The 17,272-nt window shown below is 70.7% G+C and carries 15 protein-coding genes and 1 pseudogene; 1 reads left to right on the top strand and 15 read right to left on the bottom strand.

What is annotated here, in order from left to right; all coding sequences use genetic code 11:
• Positions 1-62: 62 nt before the first annotated feature.
• The 10 genes and pseudogenes from lepB (AB0A61_RS27625) to proS all read right to left on the bottom strand — a co-directional run bounded on the left by lepB (AB0A61_RS27625) (position 63) and on the right by proS (position 8,040).
• Positions 63-1,073, bottom strand: coding sequence for a signal peptidase I (gene lepB, locus AB0A61_RS27625; RefSeq protein WP_361297648.1), 1,011 nt, complete (start codon positions 1,071-1,073; stop codon positions 63-65).
• The gene (lepB, locus tag AB0A61_RS27620) at positions 961-2,052 is read right to left on the bottom strand and encodes a signal peptidase I (protein ID WP_361297645.1); all 1,092 of its coding nucleotides are present in this window, start codon (positions 2,050-2,052) and stop codon (positions 961-963) included. The genes lepB (AB0A61_RS27625) and lepB (AB0A61_RS27620) overlap by 113 nt, the downstream gene beginning before the upstream one ends.
• Positions 2,045-2,800: a signal peptidase I gene (gene lepB / locus AB0A61_RS27615; protein WP_361297642.1), complete on the bottom strand. Its 756-nt coding sequence runs from the start codon at positions 2,798-2,800 to the stop codon at positions 2,045-2,047. The genes lepB (AB0A61_RS27620) and lepB (AB0A61_RS27615) overlap by 8 nt, the downstream gene beginning before the upstream one ends.
• A gap of 47 nt (positions 2,801-2,847) precedes the next feature.
• Positions 2,848-3,198: a 50S ribosomal protein L19 gene (gene rplS / locus AB0A61_RS27610; protein WP_361297639.1), complete on the bottom strand. Its 351-nt coding sequence runs from the start codon at positions 3,196-3,198 to the stop codon at positions 2,848-2,850.
• A 134-nt stretch (positions 3,199-3,332) separates the two neighbouring features.
• Positions 3,333-4,166 carry a tRNA (guanosine(37)-N1)-methyltransferase TrmD gene (gene trmD, locus AB0A61_RS27605; RefSeq protein ID WP_361297637.1) on the bottom strand — a complete coding sequence of 278 codons (834 nt, stop codon included), beginning with the start codon at positions 4,164-4,166 and terminating at the stop codon, positions 3,333-3,335.
• A complete protein-coding gene (gene rimM, locus AB0A61_RS27600) occupies positions 4,166-4,729 on the bottom strand; it encodes a ribosome maturation factor RimM (RefSeq protein ID WP_361297634.1) in 564 nt (187 codons plus the stop codon). The genes trmD and rimM overlap by 1 nt, the downstream gene beginning before the upstream one ends.
• Positions 4,730-4,813: 84 nt before the next feature.
• Positions 4,814-5,053 (bottom strand): RNA-binding protein, encoded by a 240-nt coding sequence (locus AB0A61_RS27595; RefSeq protein ID WP_030612780.1) that lies wholly within the window; start codon positions 5,051-5,053, stop codon positions 4,814-4,816.
• A gap of 5 nt (positions 5,054-5,058) precedes the next feature.
• Positions 5,059-5,481, bottom strand: coding sequence for a 30S ribosomal protein S16 (rpsP, locus tag AB0A61_RS27590; RefSeq protein WP_361297631.1), 423 nt, complete (start codon positions 5,479-5,481; stop codon positions 5,059-5,061).
• A 286-nt stretch (positions 5,482-5,767) separates the two neighbouring features.
• Positions 5,768-6,364, bottom strand: coding sequence for a hypothetical protein (locus tag AB0A61_RS27585; RefSeq protein ID WP_361297628.1), 597 nt, complete (start codon positions 6,362-6,364; stop codon positions 5,768-5,770).
• Between the two features lie 260 nt (positions 6,365-6,624).
• A pseudogene (proS, locus tag AB0A61_RS27580) lies at positions 6,625-8,040 on the bottom strand (proline--tRNA ligase).
• A gap of 199 nt (positions 8,041-8,239) precedes the next feature.
• On the opposite strand from proS, the gene AB0A61_RS27575 reads away from it, so the two are divergent.
• The gene (locus AB0A61_RS27575; RefSeq protein ID WP_361297625.1) at positions 8,240-9,097 is read left to right on the top strand and encodes an SAM-dependent methyltransferase; all 858 of its coding nucleotides are present in this window, start codon (positions 8,240-8,242) and stop codon (positions 9,095-9,097) included.
• Between the two features lie 24 nt (positions 9,098-9,121).
• Here AB0A61_RS27575 and ftsH read toward each other — a convergent pair whose 3' ends face one another.
• The 5 genes from ftsH to AB0A61_RS27550 form a co-directional block, all read right to left on the bottom strand.
• Complete coding sequence (ftsH, locus tag AB0A61_RS27570) at positions 9,122-11,068, bottom strand: ATP-dependent zinc metalloprotease FtsH (RefSeq protein WP_361297622.1); 1,947 nt, start codon at positions 11,066-11,068, stop codon at positions 9,122-9,124.
• A gap of 124 nt (positions 11,069-11,192) precedes the next feature.
• Positions 11,193-12,743 (bottom strand): signal recognition particle protein, encoded by a 1,551-nt coding sequence (gene ffh, locus AB0A61_RS27565; RefSeq protein WP_361297619.1) that lies wholly within the window; start codon positions 12,741-12,743, stop codon positions 11,193-11,195.
• Positions 12,744-12,824: 81 nt separating this feature from the next.
• Positions 12,825-15,281 (bottom strand): [protein-PII] uridylyltransferase, encoded by a 2,457-nt coding sequence (locus tag AB0A61_RS27560; RefSeq protein WP_361297616.1) that lies wholly within the window; start codon positions 15,279-15,281, stop codon positions 12,825-12,827.
• A gap of 26 nt (positions 15,282-15,307) precedes the next feature.
• Positions 15,308-15,646 (bottom strand): P-II family nitrogen regulator, encoded by a 339-nt coding sequence (locus AB0A61_RS27555; RefSeq protein ID WP_030990174.1) that lies wholly within the window; start codon positions 15,644-15,646, stop codon positions 15,308-15,310.
• Positions 15,643-16,983 carry an ammonium transporter gene (locus AB0A61_RS27550; RefSeq protein ID WP_361297613.1) on the bottom strand — a complete coding sequence of 447 codons (1,341 nt, stop codon included), beginning with the start codon at positions 16,981-16,983 and terminating at the stop codon, positions 15,643-15,645. Before AB0A61_RS27550 ends, AB0A61_RS27555 begins: the two co-directional genes overlap by 4 nt.
• Positions 16,984-17,272: the final 289 nt, after the last annotated feature.

The following is a 17,272-nucleotide window of genomic DNA, read 5'->3' as shown; positions in this document are numbered from 1 at the left end:
CCGGCCGGCGATGCTCAGCGGCCCGGGGCCGACCACGCTCGGCGACCCCGCACCTAGACCGTTCAGCGGCTGCCGGCGGATACCGATGCCGTGCTCGTCGTCGACTCGGCGCGCGCGGTCCGCCTGCGGCGCCACAGCGCCACGGGGACGACCGCGGTGAGGGCGACGCCCTCGGGTGCCGCCGTCAGGGCTCCTGCCGCCGAGGACTGCTGGTTGACGCCCGGCTGGTCGAAGGTGTCCGGGATGGGCAGGGTGCCCCAGCGGTTGATCGGCCAGGCCTTCACGATGGCGCGACCGACGACCTCGTTCACCGGGACCATGCCGTGGTTCTTGTCGGTCTGGTTGTAGCGCGAGTCCCGCGAGTTCTGCCGGTGGTCGCCCATCACCCAGATGTAGCCCTTGGGCACCTTCACCTTGAACTGGCCGCCCTGGTCGTCCACGCTGCACGGCGTGTTGCCGGGGTAGACGTACGGCTCGTTCAGCGCCTTGCCGTTGACCATCAGCGGGCCGGTGCCCTTGCACTCGACGGTGTCGCCGCCGACACCGACGACCCGCTTGATGAGGTCCTTCTCCTCCGCGGACGGCATCAGGCCGATCCAGCTGAGGACCGTCTGCAGGGCGTTCGGCTTGGACGTCGGCTCGCCGGCCAGCCAGTCGGCCGGGTCGTGGAAGACGACGACCTCGCCACGCTCGGGCTTGGAGCCGAACCACGGCGTCAGCTTGTCGACCAGGACGCGGTCGCCCCGCTGCAGGGTGTTCTGCATCGAGTCCGAGGGGATCGAGAACGCCTGTACGAGGAACGTCTTGATCAGCAGCGCCAGCACCAGCGCGATGCCGATCAGGATGGGCAGCTCCTTCCAGAAGGAGCGGGGCTTGCGCTGCTGCGGGGTGCTGCCACCCGTCCCCTGATCGCCGGTCTCGTTCTGCTCCGTCACCGTGCCGTCCTCGGGTGCTGTGGAGTCACTCCCGGAGGCCACGGCCCCGCCCGAGGCGGGGACAGCTGCTTCCACGGGGTGTCCGCGGTGCTCCTCGCCGTCGTGTCCGGACCGTGCGCCAACCGCCACATCCCCCACGCCAACTCCTTACTCCGTGCCGCCGCCCGCGCCGCGCACGGCGCAGGCCCACCACTCCCATAACGAGCGGGAGTTCCGCAGGGGTCGGGAGCTGAACCGATCCGTTCGGATGGTCGGGAGCAACCCTATGCGACAGCCGGGCGGCAGCGGTCGACCCGGTCGCCGAGTCGGACACCGCGGCGAAGGTTCTCGGTTCCTTCAGCATGCTCCAGTGCCCGAGCGGCCAGCCGATGACCATGGCTCGCCCGACCACGGAGTTCTCCGAGACCGTCCCACCGTAGGCGGTGTTCTGGTGGGCGCGCGAGTCCGCGGAGTTGCCCCGGTGATCGCCCATGACCCACAGCCGCCCCTTGGGGACGGTGATGTCGAACGGCGTGTCGGACGGCGCGTTGCCGGGATACAGGTAGTCCCTCTCGTTCAGGGGAACGCCGTTGACGGTCACCCGTCCCTGCGCGTCGCAGCACTTGACGTGGTCCCCGCCGACACCGACGACCCGCTTGATGAGGTCCTTCTCGTTGTCGGAGGGCAGCAGACCGATGAAGGACAGCCCCTCCTTGACCTGCTTGACGACGACGGGGTCGTTCTTCTTCGTGGTCTGCTCCCCCGCCAGCCAGCCGCCCGGGTCGTGGAAGACGACGACGTCCCCGCGCTGCGGCTTGGAGCCGAACCACGGGGTGAACTTGTCGACCAGGACCCGGTCGCCGATGCGGATCGTCTGCTCCATGGAGCCCGAGGGGATCACGAAGGCCTGCACGAGGAAGGTCTTGAGCACCAGGGCTATGAGGACGGCGACGCCGACGAGGAGCGGTATCTCCCGGACGGCGGAACGTCTGCGCTTGCGCTTGACCTTGCGCTGGAGCTTGCGCCGCTCGGCGCGGGTGCGGCCGCCGCCCGGGCTGGAGGTACGCCGGGCCCCGGTGGGCAGGAGGTTGTCGGCGGCGCTGACGGGGACGCCGCGCGGTTTGCCGCGGTTACCCATGGGCGCCACCCGCGTCTCTCGGCTCGCCGGTCCCCGAGCCGGCCGGCGCGGCGGCGGGCACGCGCGCGTAGGCGCCGGGGCGGCGCAGGTGGGTCCAGTGGCCGAAGGGCCAGACGATCCAGTCGGCCCGGCCGACGACCTCCCCGACGGGGATCATGCCGCCGCCCGGAGAGCCCAGGTGGTCGCGGGAGTCGCTGGAGTCGCCGCGGTGGTCGCCGAGGACGAACAGGGTGCCGTCGGGCACGACGACGTCGAAGGGCACCGTGGACGGGCTGTCGCCGGGGTAGAGGAAGGTCGACTCGTCGACCGACCGGCCGTTCACCTGGAGCCTCCCCTCCTTGTCACAGCAGACGACATGATCTCCCCCTACACCCACAACGCGTTTGATGTAGTCGCCGTCCCCGAAGTAGCCGCTGCCGTCGAACACGACGACGTCGCCGCGCCGCGGCCCGCCACCGAAACGGTACGCCAACTTATTTACGAGAACGCGGTCCCCGATCCTCAATCCACGTTCCATGGATCCGCTCGGAATCTGGAACGGTTGCGCCACGAACGTGCTGAGGAGAAGCAAAAAGACCAGGCAGATCAGCACGGTCAGACTGATCCGCCCGCCGGGCAGCCAGTCCGTGACGCGTGCCACCAACGCGAAACGCGACCGTTCCTCCGGCCCCTGCGGCTCCGGGGACTCCCCGGATGCGGAAGGGCGGGAGGAGCGGTCGCGCTCCGTGGGCTGTGCTTCGGTGTCCATCGGGGCCAGATGCTATCCGGCCCCGCTGTGAACCCCGGTGAGCGCGCTCAGCTCTCGCGCTTCTCCTTGATCTTCGCGGCCTTGCCGCGCAGCTCGCGCAGGTAGTACAGCTTGGCGCGGCGGACGTCACCGCGGGTGACGAGCTCGATCTTCTCCACGATCGGGGTGTGCACCGGGAAGGTGCGCTCGACGCCGACGGAGAAGGAGACCTTGCGGACCGTGAAGGTCTCGCGCACGCCGGAACCCTGGCGGCGGATCACGACGCCCTTGAACTGCTGCACACGGGAGCGGTTGCCCTCGATGACGCGCACGTGGACGTTGACGGTGTCACCCGGGCGGAAGGCCGGGACGTCTTCGCGCAGCGACGCGGAGTCGACGGAGTCGAGCAGGTGAGACATTTCGTCTGCTTTCTTCGCTGATGCCACAGGTCATCAACGGGAACTAGGTGTTCGGGACGAGTGCTGCACGCGTCGGGACGGGCGTCGTGTCCCCCTGCGGCAGGGGCGCACGCCGGACGGCGCACAACAGCGGCCTATTCTTCCACGTCCGGTGTCCTGCGCCAAAATCGGCCGAACGGCTCCCCTTCGGGGTCGGGGCACCAGCCCAGGATGGACAGCATCTCGCGGTCCTTCTTGTCGAACGCCCTGGGGTCGCAACGCTCGATCAGGTCCGGGCGGTTGGCCGTCGTGCGCCGGAGGGCCTCGTCGCGGCGCCAGCGGGCGATCTTCCCGTGGTGGCCGCTGAGCAGGATCTCCGGGATCTCCCGGCCGCGCCACCGGGGCGGCTTGGTGTAGACGGGGCCTTCCAGGAGGCCGGCCATGGCGCCGGGCGCGAAGGAGTCGTCGCGGTGCGACTCGGCGTTGCCCAGGACGCCGGGCAGCAGCCGGGCCACGGCCTCGGTGACGACCAGGACGGCCGCTTCGCCGCCGGCCAGGACGTAGTCGCCGATGGACACCTCGTACACCGGCATCCGGGTCGCGTACTCGTCCATGACCCGGCGGTCGATGCCCTCGTACCGGGCGGGCGTGAAGATCAGCCAGGGGCGCTCGGACAGTTCGACGGCGAGCTCCTGGGTGAAGGGCCGGCCGCTGGGGGTGGGGACGATCAGCGCGGGCGCACGGGAACCCGTTTCGTAGCCGTCGGCGAGGACGGAGTCCAGGGCGTCGCCCCAGGGCTCGGTCTTCATCACCATGCCGGGGCCGCCGCCGTACGGCGTGTCGTCGACGGTGTTGTGGCGGTCGTACGTCCAGGTGCGCAGATCGTGCACGTGGACGTTCAGCTGCCCACGCGCGCGTGCCTTGCCGACGAGGGAGACGTTCAGCGGTTCCAGGTACTCGGGGAAGATCGTGACGACGTCGAGCCGCATCACGCCTCTTCCCCGGAGGGCTCCGCGGATTCCCGGGCGGAGGCGATCTCGGCACGGTCGTCGATCAGGCCGGGCGGCGGATCGACGACGGCCCTCTGCTCGTCCAGGTCGATCTCGGTGACGATCTCCTCGACGAAGGGGATCAGCACCTCGGTTCCGTCGGGGCGCTCGACGATGAACAGGTCCTGGGAGGGGAGGTGCGAGATCTCGGTGATCCGGCCGACCTGCGCACCCTCCTTGGTCACCACGTCGAGGTCGATCAGCTGGTGGTCGTAGTACTCGTCCTCGCCCTCGGGCAGCTCCTCCGGGTCGACCTCGGCGATCAGGAGGGTGTTGCGGAGGGCCTCGGCGGCGGTGCGGTCCTGGACGCCCTCGAAGCGCAGGAGCAGACGGCCGCTGTGCACCCGGCCCGTCTCGATGGTGAGCGGGCCCGCGGAGGCGGGATCGGTGGCCAGTACGGCGCCGGGTGCGAGCCTGAGTTCCGGCTCGTCGGTACGTACCTCGACGGTGACCTCGCCCTTGATGCCGTGGGCGCGGCCGATCCGTGCGACTACCAGCTGCACTGTGGAAGATCTCCTGTCGTAACGACTACGGGCCGGGGACGGCCCTGTGGCCCTCCCCGGCCCGAGCCGGTGCTGTGAAAAGCGTCAGCGGACGTCGTCCACGTCGACGAGGTCGACGCGGACACCGCGGCCGCCGATGGCGCCCACGACGGTGCGCAGGGCGCGCGCGGTGCGGCCGTTGCGGCCGATCACCTTGCCGAGGTCGTCGGGGTGGACCCGGACCTCCAGCACGCGCCCGCGGCGCAGGTTGCGCGAGGCGACCTGCACATCGTCAGGGTTGTCGACGATGCCCTTCACGAGGTGCTCAAGCGCCTCTTCGAGCATGCTGCTCAGGCCTCGGTCGACTCGGAGGACTCGGCAGCGGCCTCGTCCTTCTTCTCGGCCTTCTTCTTCTGGGTGATCGCCTCACCCTTGCCCTCGTCGTCGCCACCGAGGGCTTCGAACGACGGACGCGCGGCCTTCTCCTCCGGCTGCAGCAGCGGAGCAGGGGCGGGCTCGCCCTTGAACTTCTGCCAGTCGCCGGTCTTCTTCAGGATGGCGAGCACGGGCTCGGTCGGCTGGGCGCCGACGGAGAGCCAGTACGCCACGCGCTCGGCGTCGACCTCGATACGGGAGGGGTTCTGCACCGGGTGGTACAGGCCGATCTCCTCGATGGCCCGGCCGTCACGGCGGGTACGGGAGTCGGCGACGACGATGCGGTAGTGAGGCGAACGGATCTTGCCCAGACGCTTCAGCTTGATCTTGACTGCCACGGGAGTGGGTTCTCCTGGTTTTGACGTGGTTGGGCACGGCGGAGCGGCCGCGTGGGGTTGCGGTACCCGAGTGCCCGACGGACGCGTCAGCCGGAGGAGAGAGGGGTCCTGTGCGGCTGTCGAGTACAGCTAGCCATTGTGCCACACCCTGCGGGCCGCTTTCCGCCGAGGGCGGGTGCGCGCTGTACGCGGGCATGACTGAGCGGCACCCGGCGCCGTGCCGACCGTGGGTCACGTCGGCCGCGCAAGCGGGCTGAGGCTGCGGCTGCCACGAGCAGCCGCAGCCTCAGCCCGCCGCCGCGCCGACCACCTCGGGGATCCTGAACGGCTTTCCGCAGCCTCCGCACACGATCGGGGCCTGGGCCAGGACGGACGGGACGACCCGGACGTTGCGCCCGCAGTCGCAGACCGCCTTGACGCGCACGCCGCCTCCGGAGGAGCCGTGGCGGGCCGCCGGGCCCCGGAAGCTGCGGGCGGTGTCGGCGGCGGTGGCCGCCGTGTGGGCCTTCAGGGCGCGTTGCAGCCGTTCGATCGTCGGGCGGTAGCGCCGCTTGGCCTCGGGGCTGAGCGTGACCAGCGAGAAGCCGCTGCTGGGGTGCGGCTCCTCGGGGTGGTCCAGGCCCAGCTCCTCGGCGATCGCGAGGAATCGGCGGTTGTGGTACCGGCCGGCGCGGGAGGTGTCGCGCACTCCGCGCGCGGCTGCGATGCCGTGGACTGCCTCATGGAGCAGTCGTTCGAAGGAGAGTTCGTGCCCGCATGCGGACGACGACTCTCCGATCAGGGACTCTGGCGCGGCAAGATCGGGCAGCTCGGGGTGGTACCGCTGAATGTCGGCCCACGCCTGCGCCAGCTCTGCGGCGAGAACAGGTGGTGTCGTGCTCACGTAATGACAACGAGCCTGGGGGCCGCTGTGTTCCTATTCCGGGCCATCCCAAATAATTTGCACTTACCCGTCAGTTGGCACTGATGCGTCCCGACGAGGGCGGGTGCGCCGATCTGCGGAGAAGCCTCACAGCTCGTACCAAGGTGGTGCGTAGCCCCGCGTACGCACCGGCGCGTAGCCCCTGTGCGCACGCCGGTGCACCTGGGGGCGCGCGATGCGCAAGAGGCGTTTCGGCCGCTCTGGCTCCGGAAGGCGCTACTTCAGTAAGCGCGCGCGACGACCGCGACGTTACCCGGCGCGTCGTCGGCGTCCGGCACCGACCCGTCCTCGGCGACCAGACACCGTACGGTCACCGCCTGCTCGGCCAGCCTGGCCTCGCCCTCCTCGCCGAGGACGTCCTAGGGCACGCGCGCCCAGCCGCCGGCGGTGGCGGCCTCGGCGGCCTCCTCGACCGTCGTCACGTCGGCCGTGCGGGACTCGCGATGTGCCCGGGACTGGGACAGCAGCAGGGCCTGGTCCTCTTCGAGGACGGCCGGGAGCAGCGCGGCCAGCCCGTCCAGGGACACCGGGTTCTTGGTGCGCGGGATACGGCGGGCCAGCGTCGCCGTGCCGTTCTCCAGGTCGCGCGGGCCGACCTCGACGCGCACGGGCACGCCCTTGAGCTCCCAGTCGACGGCGCGGCGGCCGAAGGGGGTGTCCGTGCGGTCGTCGACCTGGACGCGGACCCCGGCCGCCCGCAGCCGGTCGCCGAGCTCGCGGACCTTGGCCAGAACCGCGTCGTCCTCCTTGATCGCGAGGACGACGACCTGGACCGGCGCGAGCCGTGGCGGCACCCGCAACCCGTTGTCGTCGCCGTGCGACATGATCAGGCCACCGATCATGCGCGTGGAGGAGCCCCAGGAGGTCTGCCAGACGTACTCCTGCCGGCCGTCCCTGGAGAGGTACTGGGTGTGGAAGGCCTTGGCGAAGTTCTGGCCGAGTTCGTGGCTGGTGCCCAGCTGCAGGGCCTTGCCGTCGCCCATCATCCCTTCGAGGGTGAGGGTGTTGATGGCGCCGGCGAACCGCTCGCTCGCCGTCTTGCGGCCGAGGACCACGTCGATGCCCAGGACGTTCACCATGAAGTCGGCGTAGACCTCCTTGTGGATGTACGCGGCGTAGTCCCGGGCGTCCTCGTAGGTGGCGTGGGCGGTGTGGCCCTCCTGCCAGAGGAACTCGGTGGTGCGCAGGAACACGCGCGGGCGCATCTCCCAACGGACCACGTTGGCCCACTGGTTGATCAGCAGCGGCAGGTCGCGGTAGCTCTGCACCCACTTGGCGAAGGAGGCGTTGATGACCGTCTCGGAGGTCGGCCGGACGACGACGGGCTCCTCCAGGTCCTTGCCACCGCCGTGCGTGACGACCGCGAGCTCGGGCGCGAAGCCCTCGACGTGCTCGGCCTCCCGGGTGAGGTACGACTGCGGGATGAAGAGCGGGAAGTAGGCGTTGGCGGCACCCGCGTCCTTGATCCGGGCGTCCATCTCCTGCTGCATCCGTTCCCACAGCCCGTAGCCGTACGGCCGGATGACCATGGTGCCGCGCACGGGCCCGTTGTCGGCCAGTTCCGCCTTGTTGATCAGGTCCTGGTACCAGCGGGGGAAGTCCTCCGCCCGCGGCGTGAGTACGGGTGCCTTGGCCATGGCGCGATGGTACGGGCCCAGGTTGCCGGAATGTGAAATCTCGCCACCCGCGCCGTCAACTCGCAAGCCGGTACGGCATCCCACTGGACGCACGGTCGAGCTCGCAGTTTCCTGGCATACGGGGGGAGTGCGAGCGCACTGCACGGGGGCCACGGAATCGGGCACAGGGGCAACTCTCGGCGGATTGGGGCGCTTATCCATGACACCTACGCTCGTGCGGCAGCACGTACGTCACCCGGGGACGGTGCCCCGCGTGGATCTGCGTGCACGCGCGCGTGACTGGTCCGAGATCCAGGAGCGGATGCTGGTTCCGCTCTACGAGGCCGTCTACGAGCGACTGGAAGTGGGCTGTGGCACACGGCTGCTGGGGCTCGGCTGCGGCTCCGGGCTCGCCCTGCTGATGGCGGCCTCCAGAGGGGCGGCGGTCACCGGTGTCGACTCCTCCTGCCCCGAACGGCTCGCCCTCGCGCGGCAGCGGCTGCTTCCGGAGGGCTGGGACACGCGCGCGCGTGCACACGCCCGGATCGTCGACGGATCCCCCGGGGACGCGGCCGACGCGCAGACGCCCGCGTACAACCTGGTGACCGCCTTCGAGCCGATCGGGTGCCTGGCCGGTGACTCGGACGGGCTCGGCGAGCTGCTGGGCGCGGCGACGCCGCTCGCCGAGCGCGGGGCACCCGTGGTGCTGGCCGGCTGGGGGCCGCCGGAACGCTGCACCACCTCGACCGTACTGCGTGTGGCGACCAGGCAGGCCGATCCGCCGCGCAGTGGGCGGAGTTGGCGTACCGCCCTGCGCGACGACCTGGAGGAGGTGGCCCAGCGGGCCGGTCTGCGGCCGGACGGCTCGGGTCGGGTCGCCTGCCCCTTCGGGTACGCCGACGTCGACAGCGCGGTACGTGGCCTGAAGTCGACGGGGCTGTTCGACGCGGCGATCGCGGCGACCGACCGGAACCAGGTCGACAAGGAGCTGACGGAGGCTCTGCACGCACACCAGCGGCGGGACGGCACGGTGTGGATGCCCAACGTCTTCCGGTACCTCATCGCCCGCACCCGCTGAAGCCTCCCGGAAGGAAGGCCCTCGCTAGGGCCTGCCCGCGTCCGTCTCCTTCTTCAGGCGGGTGATGCCGGCGACCCGGTAGGCGTCGGCCTCGTCCAGGGTCTCGTTCTCCATCAGGGCCTCGGTCAGCGCGTCCAGCTGACCCCGGTGCTCGCGCAGCTTGCGGCAGGCCTCCTCGTAGCACTCGTCGACGATGCGCCGCATCTCGGCGTCGATCACATCCAGGGTCTGCGGGGCGGCCGACAGCCCGTAGGCCTGCTGGGCGTCGCTGGGGAGGGCGGACAGCCGGCCCACCTGCTCGCTCATGCCCCAGCGTGCCACCATGCCGCGAGCGATGTTGGTGACCTGCTCCAGGTCGCTCTCGGAACCGGTGGTGATGACGCCGTAGACCACGTATTCCGCCGCCATGCCGCCGAGTGCGCCGATGATGCGGCCCCGCAGGTACTCCTCCGAGTGCGCGTACTTCTCCACCTCGGGCGTGGACAGCGTCACCCCGAGCGCCCGGCCTCGCGGCACGATCGTCACCTTGCGGACCGGGTCGGCGCCGGGCTGCAGCATGCCGAGGAGGGCGTGCCCGCTCTCGTGGTACGCGGTCCGGCGGCGGTCCTCCTCCGGCATCACCAGGGAGCGTTCCGCGCCCAGTTGCACCTTCTCCAGCGCCTCGGACAGGTCCGCCCGCGTCACCTGGTCCTGCTTGCGCTTGACGGCCAGCAGGGCGCCCTCGTTGACCAGGTTGGCCAGATCCGCTCCGGTCATGCCGGGGGTCGTCCGGGCGACCTGGACCAGGTCCACGTCCGGGCCGAGCGGGATGTCGCGGGTGTGGATCCTCAGGATCGCCTCGCGTCCGGCCCGGTCCGGCGGCGAGACGGTGACCACGCGGTCGAAGCGTCCGGGCCGGATCAGCGCCGGGTCCAGGATGTCGGCGCGGTTCGTGGCGGCGATGACGATCACGCCCTCCGAGCCGGAGAAGCCGTCCATCTCGGTCAGGATCTGGTTCAGCGTCTGTTCCCGCTCGTCGTGGCCGCTCACCGACGCGCCGCCGCTGCGCACCCGCCCGATCGTGTCGATCTCGTCGATGAAGATGATCGACGGTGCCACCTTGCGGGCCTCGGCGAACAGTTCACGCACGCGGGAGGCGCCGACACCGACGATCATCTCGATGAACTCGGACGCGGAGGCGGAGAAGAACGGCACCCCCGCCTCGCCGGCCACCGCGCGCGCCAGCAGGGTCTTGCCGGTGCCGGGCGGCCCCGCGAGCAGCACACCGCGGGGCATCTTGGCGCCCATCCTGCGGTAGGCGTCGGGGTGTTCCAGGAAGTCGACGACGTCGTCCAGTTCGCCCTTGACCTCGTCGATGCCGGCCACGTCGGCGAACGTCGTGCGCTGGGTGCCCGGCCGGAGCTCGACCGGCCGGGGCGGGGTCTTGCGCCCCAGGAGGCCGCCCGCGCCGCCCAGCCCCTGGCCGAACCGCCGGACGATGAAGATCCACGCCGCCAGCAGGATCACGATCGGGATCAGCGAGATCAGCAGGTTGGACAGGAGGCTGCGTTCCTGCACGACCGGCTGCGCGGTCACGGTGACGTGGTGGCTGGTCAGGTTCTGCCAGAGGTTGTCGTTGGCGAAGGCCGGGCGTTGCGTCCTGAACTTGCTGTACTTGCCACCGCCGTCGGGGTTGACCTGGTCGTTCCTGAGCTGCCCCTGGATCGCGTCGCCCTTGGAGTAGATCTTGGCGACATTGCCGGCGGCGACCTGACGGCTGAACTCCGTGTACGAAACGGTCGGCTCGTTGCCCGTGTTGAAGTAGGTCAGCCCCACGTAGGACAGCAGGAAGACGACCACTGCGGTGACGAGCAGGCCCCACCATCTGCCGCGCATCCTTCTGCCACCGGGCCGCCTGGGCGACTCCTCCGGCGTGCCCTCGGTGCGCCACGGCTGGTCAGGGGCCTTGCGTGGTGGCGCGGCATTGCTCATACCTGGACGTTACGACACACGGCAGCCCCCGGCACGTGCTGAGGGCACCCCTGCAAACACGTGCTGAGGGCGCCCCTGCGAAGAGGAGCGCCCTCGGTCGGCTGCCGCACGGCTGACGCGGCGGTCAGTCCATGAACTTCTTGAACTCGTCGGGCAGCTCGAAGTCCTGGCCGCCCTGCTGCGGCAGCCCGAAGGCGCCACCGCCCTGAGCCGCGGCGGCCCGCCGGGCGGCCTCCTCCTGCTCCTGCTGCTTGCGCTTCATCGGGTTGCCGGAGCGCTGCTTGCCCTTGGCCTTCTTCGGCTGCTTCTTGGTCCGGCCGGGGCCGCCGCCCATGCCCGGGATCCCCGGCATGCCGGGCATGCCGCCGCCCTGGGCCATCCGGGACATCATCTTGCGGGCCTCGAAGAACCGCTCGACCAGGCCCTTCACCGCGCTGACCTCGACACCGGAACCCTTGGCGATACGGGCGCGGCGCGAGCCGTTGATGATCGTCGGGTCCTGGCGCTCGCCCGGGGTCATCGACTTGATCATCGCGGCGATGCGGTCGACCTCCCGCTCGTCGAGGTTGTTGATCTGGTCCTTGATCTGGCCCATACCGGGCAGCATGCCGAGCAGCTTGCTGATGCTGCCCATCTTCCTGACCTGCTCCATCTGGGCCAGGAAGTCGTCCAGGGTGAAGTCCTGGCCCTTCTTGGACGCCAGCTTGGAGGCCATCTTCTCGGCCTCTTCCTGGCTGAACGTCTTCTCCGCCTGCTCGATCAGGGTGAGCAGGTCACCCATGTCGAGGATGCGGGAGGCCATCCGGTCCGGGTGGAAGGCGTCGAAGTCCTCGAGCTTCTCGCCGTTCGACGCGAACATGATCGGCTTGCCGGTGATCTGCCGGATCGACAGGGCCGCACCACCACGGGCGTCACCGTCGAGCTTGGAGAGCACCACGCCGTCGAAGCCGACGCCGTCGCGGAACGCCTCCGCGGTGTTGACGGCGTCCTGACCGATCATCGCGTCGACGACGAACAGGATCTCGTCCGGCGAGACCGCGTCACGGATGTCCGCGGCCTGCTGCATCATCTCCTGGTCGATGCCGAGGCGGCCGGCGGTGTCCACGATCACGATGTCGTGGACCTTGGTCCTGGCGTGCTCGATGGAGTCCTTGGCGACCTTGACCGGGTCGCCGACGCCGTTGCCCGGCTCCGGCGCGTAGACCGCGACACCGGCGCGCTCGGCGACCACGCTGAGCTGGTTGACCGCGTTCGGGCGCTGGAGGTCGGCGGCGACGAGCAGCGGGGAGTGCCCCTGCTCCTTGAGCCACTTGCCGAGCTTGCCCGCCAGGGTGGTCTTACCGGCACCCTGCAGACCGGCCAGCATGATCACGGTCGGCGGCTGCTTGGCGAAACGCAGGCGCCGGGTCTCGCCGCCGAGGATGGTGACGAGCTCGTCGTTGACGATCTTCAGAACCTGCTGGGCCGGGTTCAGCGCCCGGGACACCTCGGCGCCGAGGGCGCGCTCCTTGACGTTCTTGATGAACGTGCGCACCACGGGAAGCGCCACGTCGGCTTCGAGAAGCGCGATGCGGATCTCGCGTGCGGTGGCGTCGATGTCCGCCTCGGAGAGCCGTCCCTTGCCGCGCAGGTTCCTGAAAGTCGCTGACAGGCGATCGGAGAGAGTGTCGAACACGGCGCTCGCGGTCCTCGGGGTCGGGGATGGCTAGGGGAATCGCCCTCCAGGGTATCCCGGCCGCACAAGACCGGGGCACGGTCATCCGCGCAGCGCCTCCTCCAGCTTCCTTGCCACCGACGCCACCTCGTCCGCGGGCAGCGGTGTGCCGGCCGGGCCGGTGACGTAGAAGGCGTCCACGGCGTTGGCACCCAGGGTGGACACGTGCGCGCTGCGCACCCGCACCTTGGCGTCCTCCAGGGCCCGGCCGATCCGGAACAGCAGCCCCGGTGCGTCCTGGGCACGCACCTCGATCACGGCCGCGTGCCGGGAGGCGGCCGGCGCGAGGGTCACCCGCGGCGGGGGCGCCACGACGCCCCGGCGGCGCGGGTAGGCGGCGTCCCGCTCGGCCAGACGGCCCGCAATGTCGAGGGAGCCGTCAAGGGCACGGACGAGGTCGCTGCGCAGCCGGGCGGCCTGGGGCAGGGAACCGTACTCGGCCGCGACCCGCCAGTTCAGCAGCAGGACGGAGCCTTCCTCGACGCCGTCGGGCAGCTCCAGGGCGCGCAGCTCGGCCGTGCGGACCGTCAGCCGGTGCATGGCCAGCACCCCGGCGACCGAGGGCAGCACGCCCGGCTGGTCGGGGACGGCGATCACCAGCTCCACGCCGAGGGGCTCGGGCTCGCCCGGGCCGGACGGCTCCTGCTCGCGCGGCCGCTCGGGCTGTGCGCGCAGCGCGAGCACCGGGCCGCCCGTGCGGACTGCCTCGATGGCGAGCCGCTCCTGCTCGGCGGTGGGTGCCGCGGGTTCGGGCTCGTCGGGCACATTCCCGGCGAGGACCGCCGAGACCCGCCTGACCAGCTCGGCGACCAGCGAGCCCCGCCAGGACGACCAGGCGGCCGGTCCGGTGGCCAGCGCGTCCGCCTCGGTCAGGGCGTGCAGCAGCTCCAGCGTGCTCTGGCTGCCCACCGCCTCGGCGACCGCGTGGACGGTGGCCGGGTCCTCCAGGTCGCGCCGGGTGGCGGTTTCGACCAGCAGCAGATGGTGGCGTACGAGCGTGGCGAGGACGGCCACGTCCGCGCGGTCGAAGCCGATGCGTGCGGCGACGTCCCTGGCGATGATCTCGCCGGCCACCGAGTGGTCGCCCGGCCAGCCCTTGCCGATGTCGTGCAGCAGAGCCGCGACCAGGAGGAGGTCGGGGCGGCTGACGCCGCGGGTCAGCTCGGAGGCGCGGACGGCGGTCTCGATCAGGTGCCGGTCGACGGTCCAGATGTGCACGGCGTTGCGCTGCGGGCGACAGCGCACCCGCTCCCAGTCCGGCAGCAGGCGGGTGATCAGGCCCTCGGCCTCCAGGGCCTCCCAGACCTCGACGGTGGGGCGGCCTGAGCCGAGCAGGGTGACGAGCTGCTCGCGCGCCTCGGCGGGCCAGGGCGCGGGCAGGGGGCGCGTGGTGGCCGCCATGCGCCGTACGGCGTGCAGGGAGAGCGGCAGGCCTGCCTGCGCGGCGGCGGCCGCGGCCCGCAGCGGGAGAACGGGGTCGCGTTCGGGGCGCGCGACGCGGGCGAGCACCACTTCGCCGTCCTGCTCCACGACGCCCTCGGCCAACGGAGACCTGTCGGCGACGGGCTTCCCGCCGCCCCACATGGCGCGCAGCCTCGGCCGCACGGCGCGCGACCTGAGCACGCGCCCCACCTCGCGCCAGGTGACGTCGCTGGCGTACGAGATCACCCGTGCCGCCTCGTACACCTGGCGCAGCAGTGTGTCGGCGTCCAGCAGGCCCAGCTCGGCGGCCACCTGGTCCTGCTCCTGGAGGGCGAGCCGGTCGGTGGCGCGTCCGGTGGACAGGTGCAGCGCGTCGCGTACGTCGAGCAGGCGCCGGCGGGCCTCGGCGAGGCCCTCGCGCGGAGCGTCGGCCAGCCAGGAGGCGGCGACCGCACGCAGGGCGGTGGCGTCGCGCAGGCCGCCGCGGGCCTCCTTCAGATCGGGTTCGAGGAGGTACTGCAGCTCACCCTGGCGGGCGGCCCGCTCGGTGCACAGCTCCTGGAGTTCGGGCAGACGTCTGGGCGCCTGGTTGCGCCAGTCGGCGAGGATCGCGGTGCGCAGACCCGCGGTCAGGCCGAGGTCGCCCGCGAGGTGCCGGGCGTCGAGCAGGCCGAGCTGGACCTTGAGGTCCTCCCCCGCCGTCCTCCGGGCCTCCGCCGGCGTCCGGACCGAGTGGTCGAGGGCGAGCCCGAGGTCCCAGACCGGGTACCAGATGCGGTCGGCGAGGGCGGCGACCGCCTTGGCGTCGCCGCCGTCGTGCAGGAGCAGCAGGTCGAGGTCGCTGCGCGGGGACAGCTCACCGCGCCCGTAGCCGCCGACGGCGACCAGCGAGACGCCGCGCAGTCCCTCGCCCGCCGCGTCGAACAGCCCGGCCAGCCAGTTGTCGGTCAGTTCGGCGAGGGCCGCACGGCGCGGCGGCCCGGACCGCGCCTCCTCGGTGAGGAGGCGCAGCCGGGCCGCCGCGTAGCCACTGGGTCCAGAGTCCTCTGCTTCGTCGCGCACGTCCGTACTCGTCACCCAGCGACTCCTGTCCTTCTGCGATGTCAGAGCGCGTCCGGGCCGCGCTCGCCGGTCCGGACCCGGACGGCCGTCTCGACCGGGAGCGACCAGACCTTGCCGTCACCGATCTTGCCGGTGCGGGCCGCCTTGACGATGACCTCGATCAGCTGCTCGGCGTCGTCGTCCTCGGCGAGCACCTCGATACGGATCTTGGGGACCAGGTCGACCGTGTACTCGGCTCCGCGGTAGACCTCCGTGTGGCCCCGCTGACGACCGTAGCCGCTCGCCTCGGTCACCGTCAGGCCGTGGACGCCGAAGGCCTGCAGGGCCTCCTTGATCTCGTCGAGCCGGTGGGGCTTGACGACGGCGGTGATGAGCTTCATGCGTCCACCTTCTTGCTCTGCGTGGCGGCCGGGGCCTGGGCGGTGACGGCGCTGAGGACGCCGCCGCCCGCACCGCTGAAGTCGTAGGCGGTCTCCGCGTGCTCGGCCTGGTCGATACCGGAGATCTCCTCGTCCTCGGTGACCCGCATGCCGATCGTCCGGTCGAGCAGGAAGGCGAGGATCGCGGAGGCGATCAGGGAGTAGGCGAGGACGGCGAAGACACCGGCGCACTGCTTCCAGAACTGGTCCAGACCGCCGCCGTAGAACAGGCCCTTGACGTCCGACTGGCCCTTGCCGCTGGCGAAGAGCCCGATCAGCAGGGAGCCGATGACACCGCCGACCATGTGGACGCCGACCACGTCGAGCGAGTCGTCGTAGCCGAACCTGTACTTCAGGCCGACCGCCATGGCGCACACCACACCCGCGATGGCACCGACGGCGATGGCGCCCAGCGGGGAGACCGCACCACCGGAGGGGGTGATCGCGACCAGACCGGCGACCGCGCCCGAGGCGGCGCCCAGCGTGGTGAACGCGCCGTGCCGGATCTTCTCGTAGGCCAGCCAGGCCAGCATGGCCGCACCGGTGGCGACCTGCGTGTTGACGAACATCAGCGGGCCCACGCCGTCGTCGTTGCCGAGCCAGGAACCGGCGTTGAAGCCGAACCAGCCGAACCACAGCAGACCGGCACCGAGCATGACCAGCGGGAGGCTGTGCGGGCGCATCGGGTCCTTCTTGAAGCCGACGCGCTTGCCGATGACGAGGATCACGCCCAGCGCCGCCGCACCTGCGTTGATGTGGACCGCGGTACCACCGGCGAAGTCGATCACCCCGAGCTTGAAGGCCCAGCCGCCGGTGCCCCACACCCAGTGGGCGACCGGGAAGTACACGATCGTGACCCAGAGCACGAGGAACAGGGACCACGCCGTGAACTTCACGCGATCGGCCAGCGCCCCGCTTATCAGCGCGGGTGTGATGATCGCGAACATCAGCTGGAATACGGCGAAGACAAAGGTCGGAATGGTGTATCCGGGCCATAGGTCCGTCTTCCCGATACCGCTGAAACCGACGAAGTCGGAGGTCCAGCCGACGATCGAGCCATGGTCGGTGCCGAAGGCCATCGAGAAGCCGTAGAGCACCCACAGGATGGTGACGATGCCGAGGCTGATGAAGCTCATCATCAGCATGTTCAGCGTGCTCTTGACGCGGACCATGCCTCCGTAGAAGAAGGCCAGGCCCGGGGTCATCAGCATCACCAGGGCGGAACAGATCAGCATGAAGCCTGTGTTGGCGGACGACAACTTGGGTGCGTCCGCCGCAAGCATGATGGCTGGTGCCATCGGCGTCTCCTCGTCGGTTGGTACGGCCCGTGCGGGCGAAGCCTGAGCGGTCCGGGTCAGTGAGGGGTGGGCCGGTTATGCGCCATGAGATTGGCGCAGCGCGGTTTCGGTGGAAGCCCCTCGTTGTTTCGCCGGGGTGACGAAGGCGCCTGGCGTGTTACGCGTCGATGAATTGCGGGATGTCCGGCTGCGCGATCGTTATCGTGGCGCAACCTTCCGAGAGAAGTCCTGGAAGCGCTTCCCGGGAAAAGGCCGGCCGCGGGCGGCCTTCCGATGACCTGGCATGGGG

This window comes from Streptomyces sp. NPDC046197 (genome assembly GCF_040646295.1).
In the GTDB taxonomy this organism is placed as follows: Bacteria; Actinomycetota; Actinomycetes; order Streptomycetales; family Streptomycetaceae; genus Streptomyces.
The sequence above is the reverse complement of the archived record's forward strand: the minus strand, read 5'-3'. Positions and strand labels throughout refer to the sequence as shown.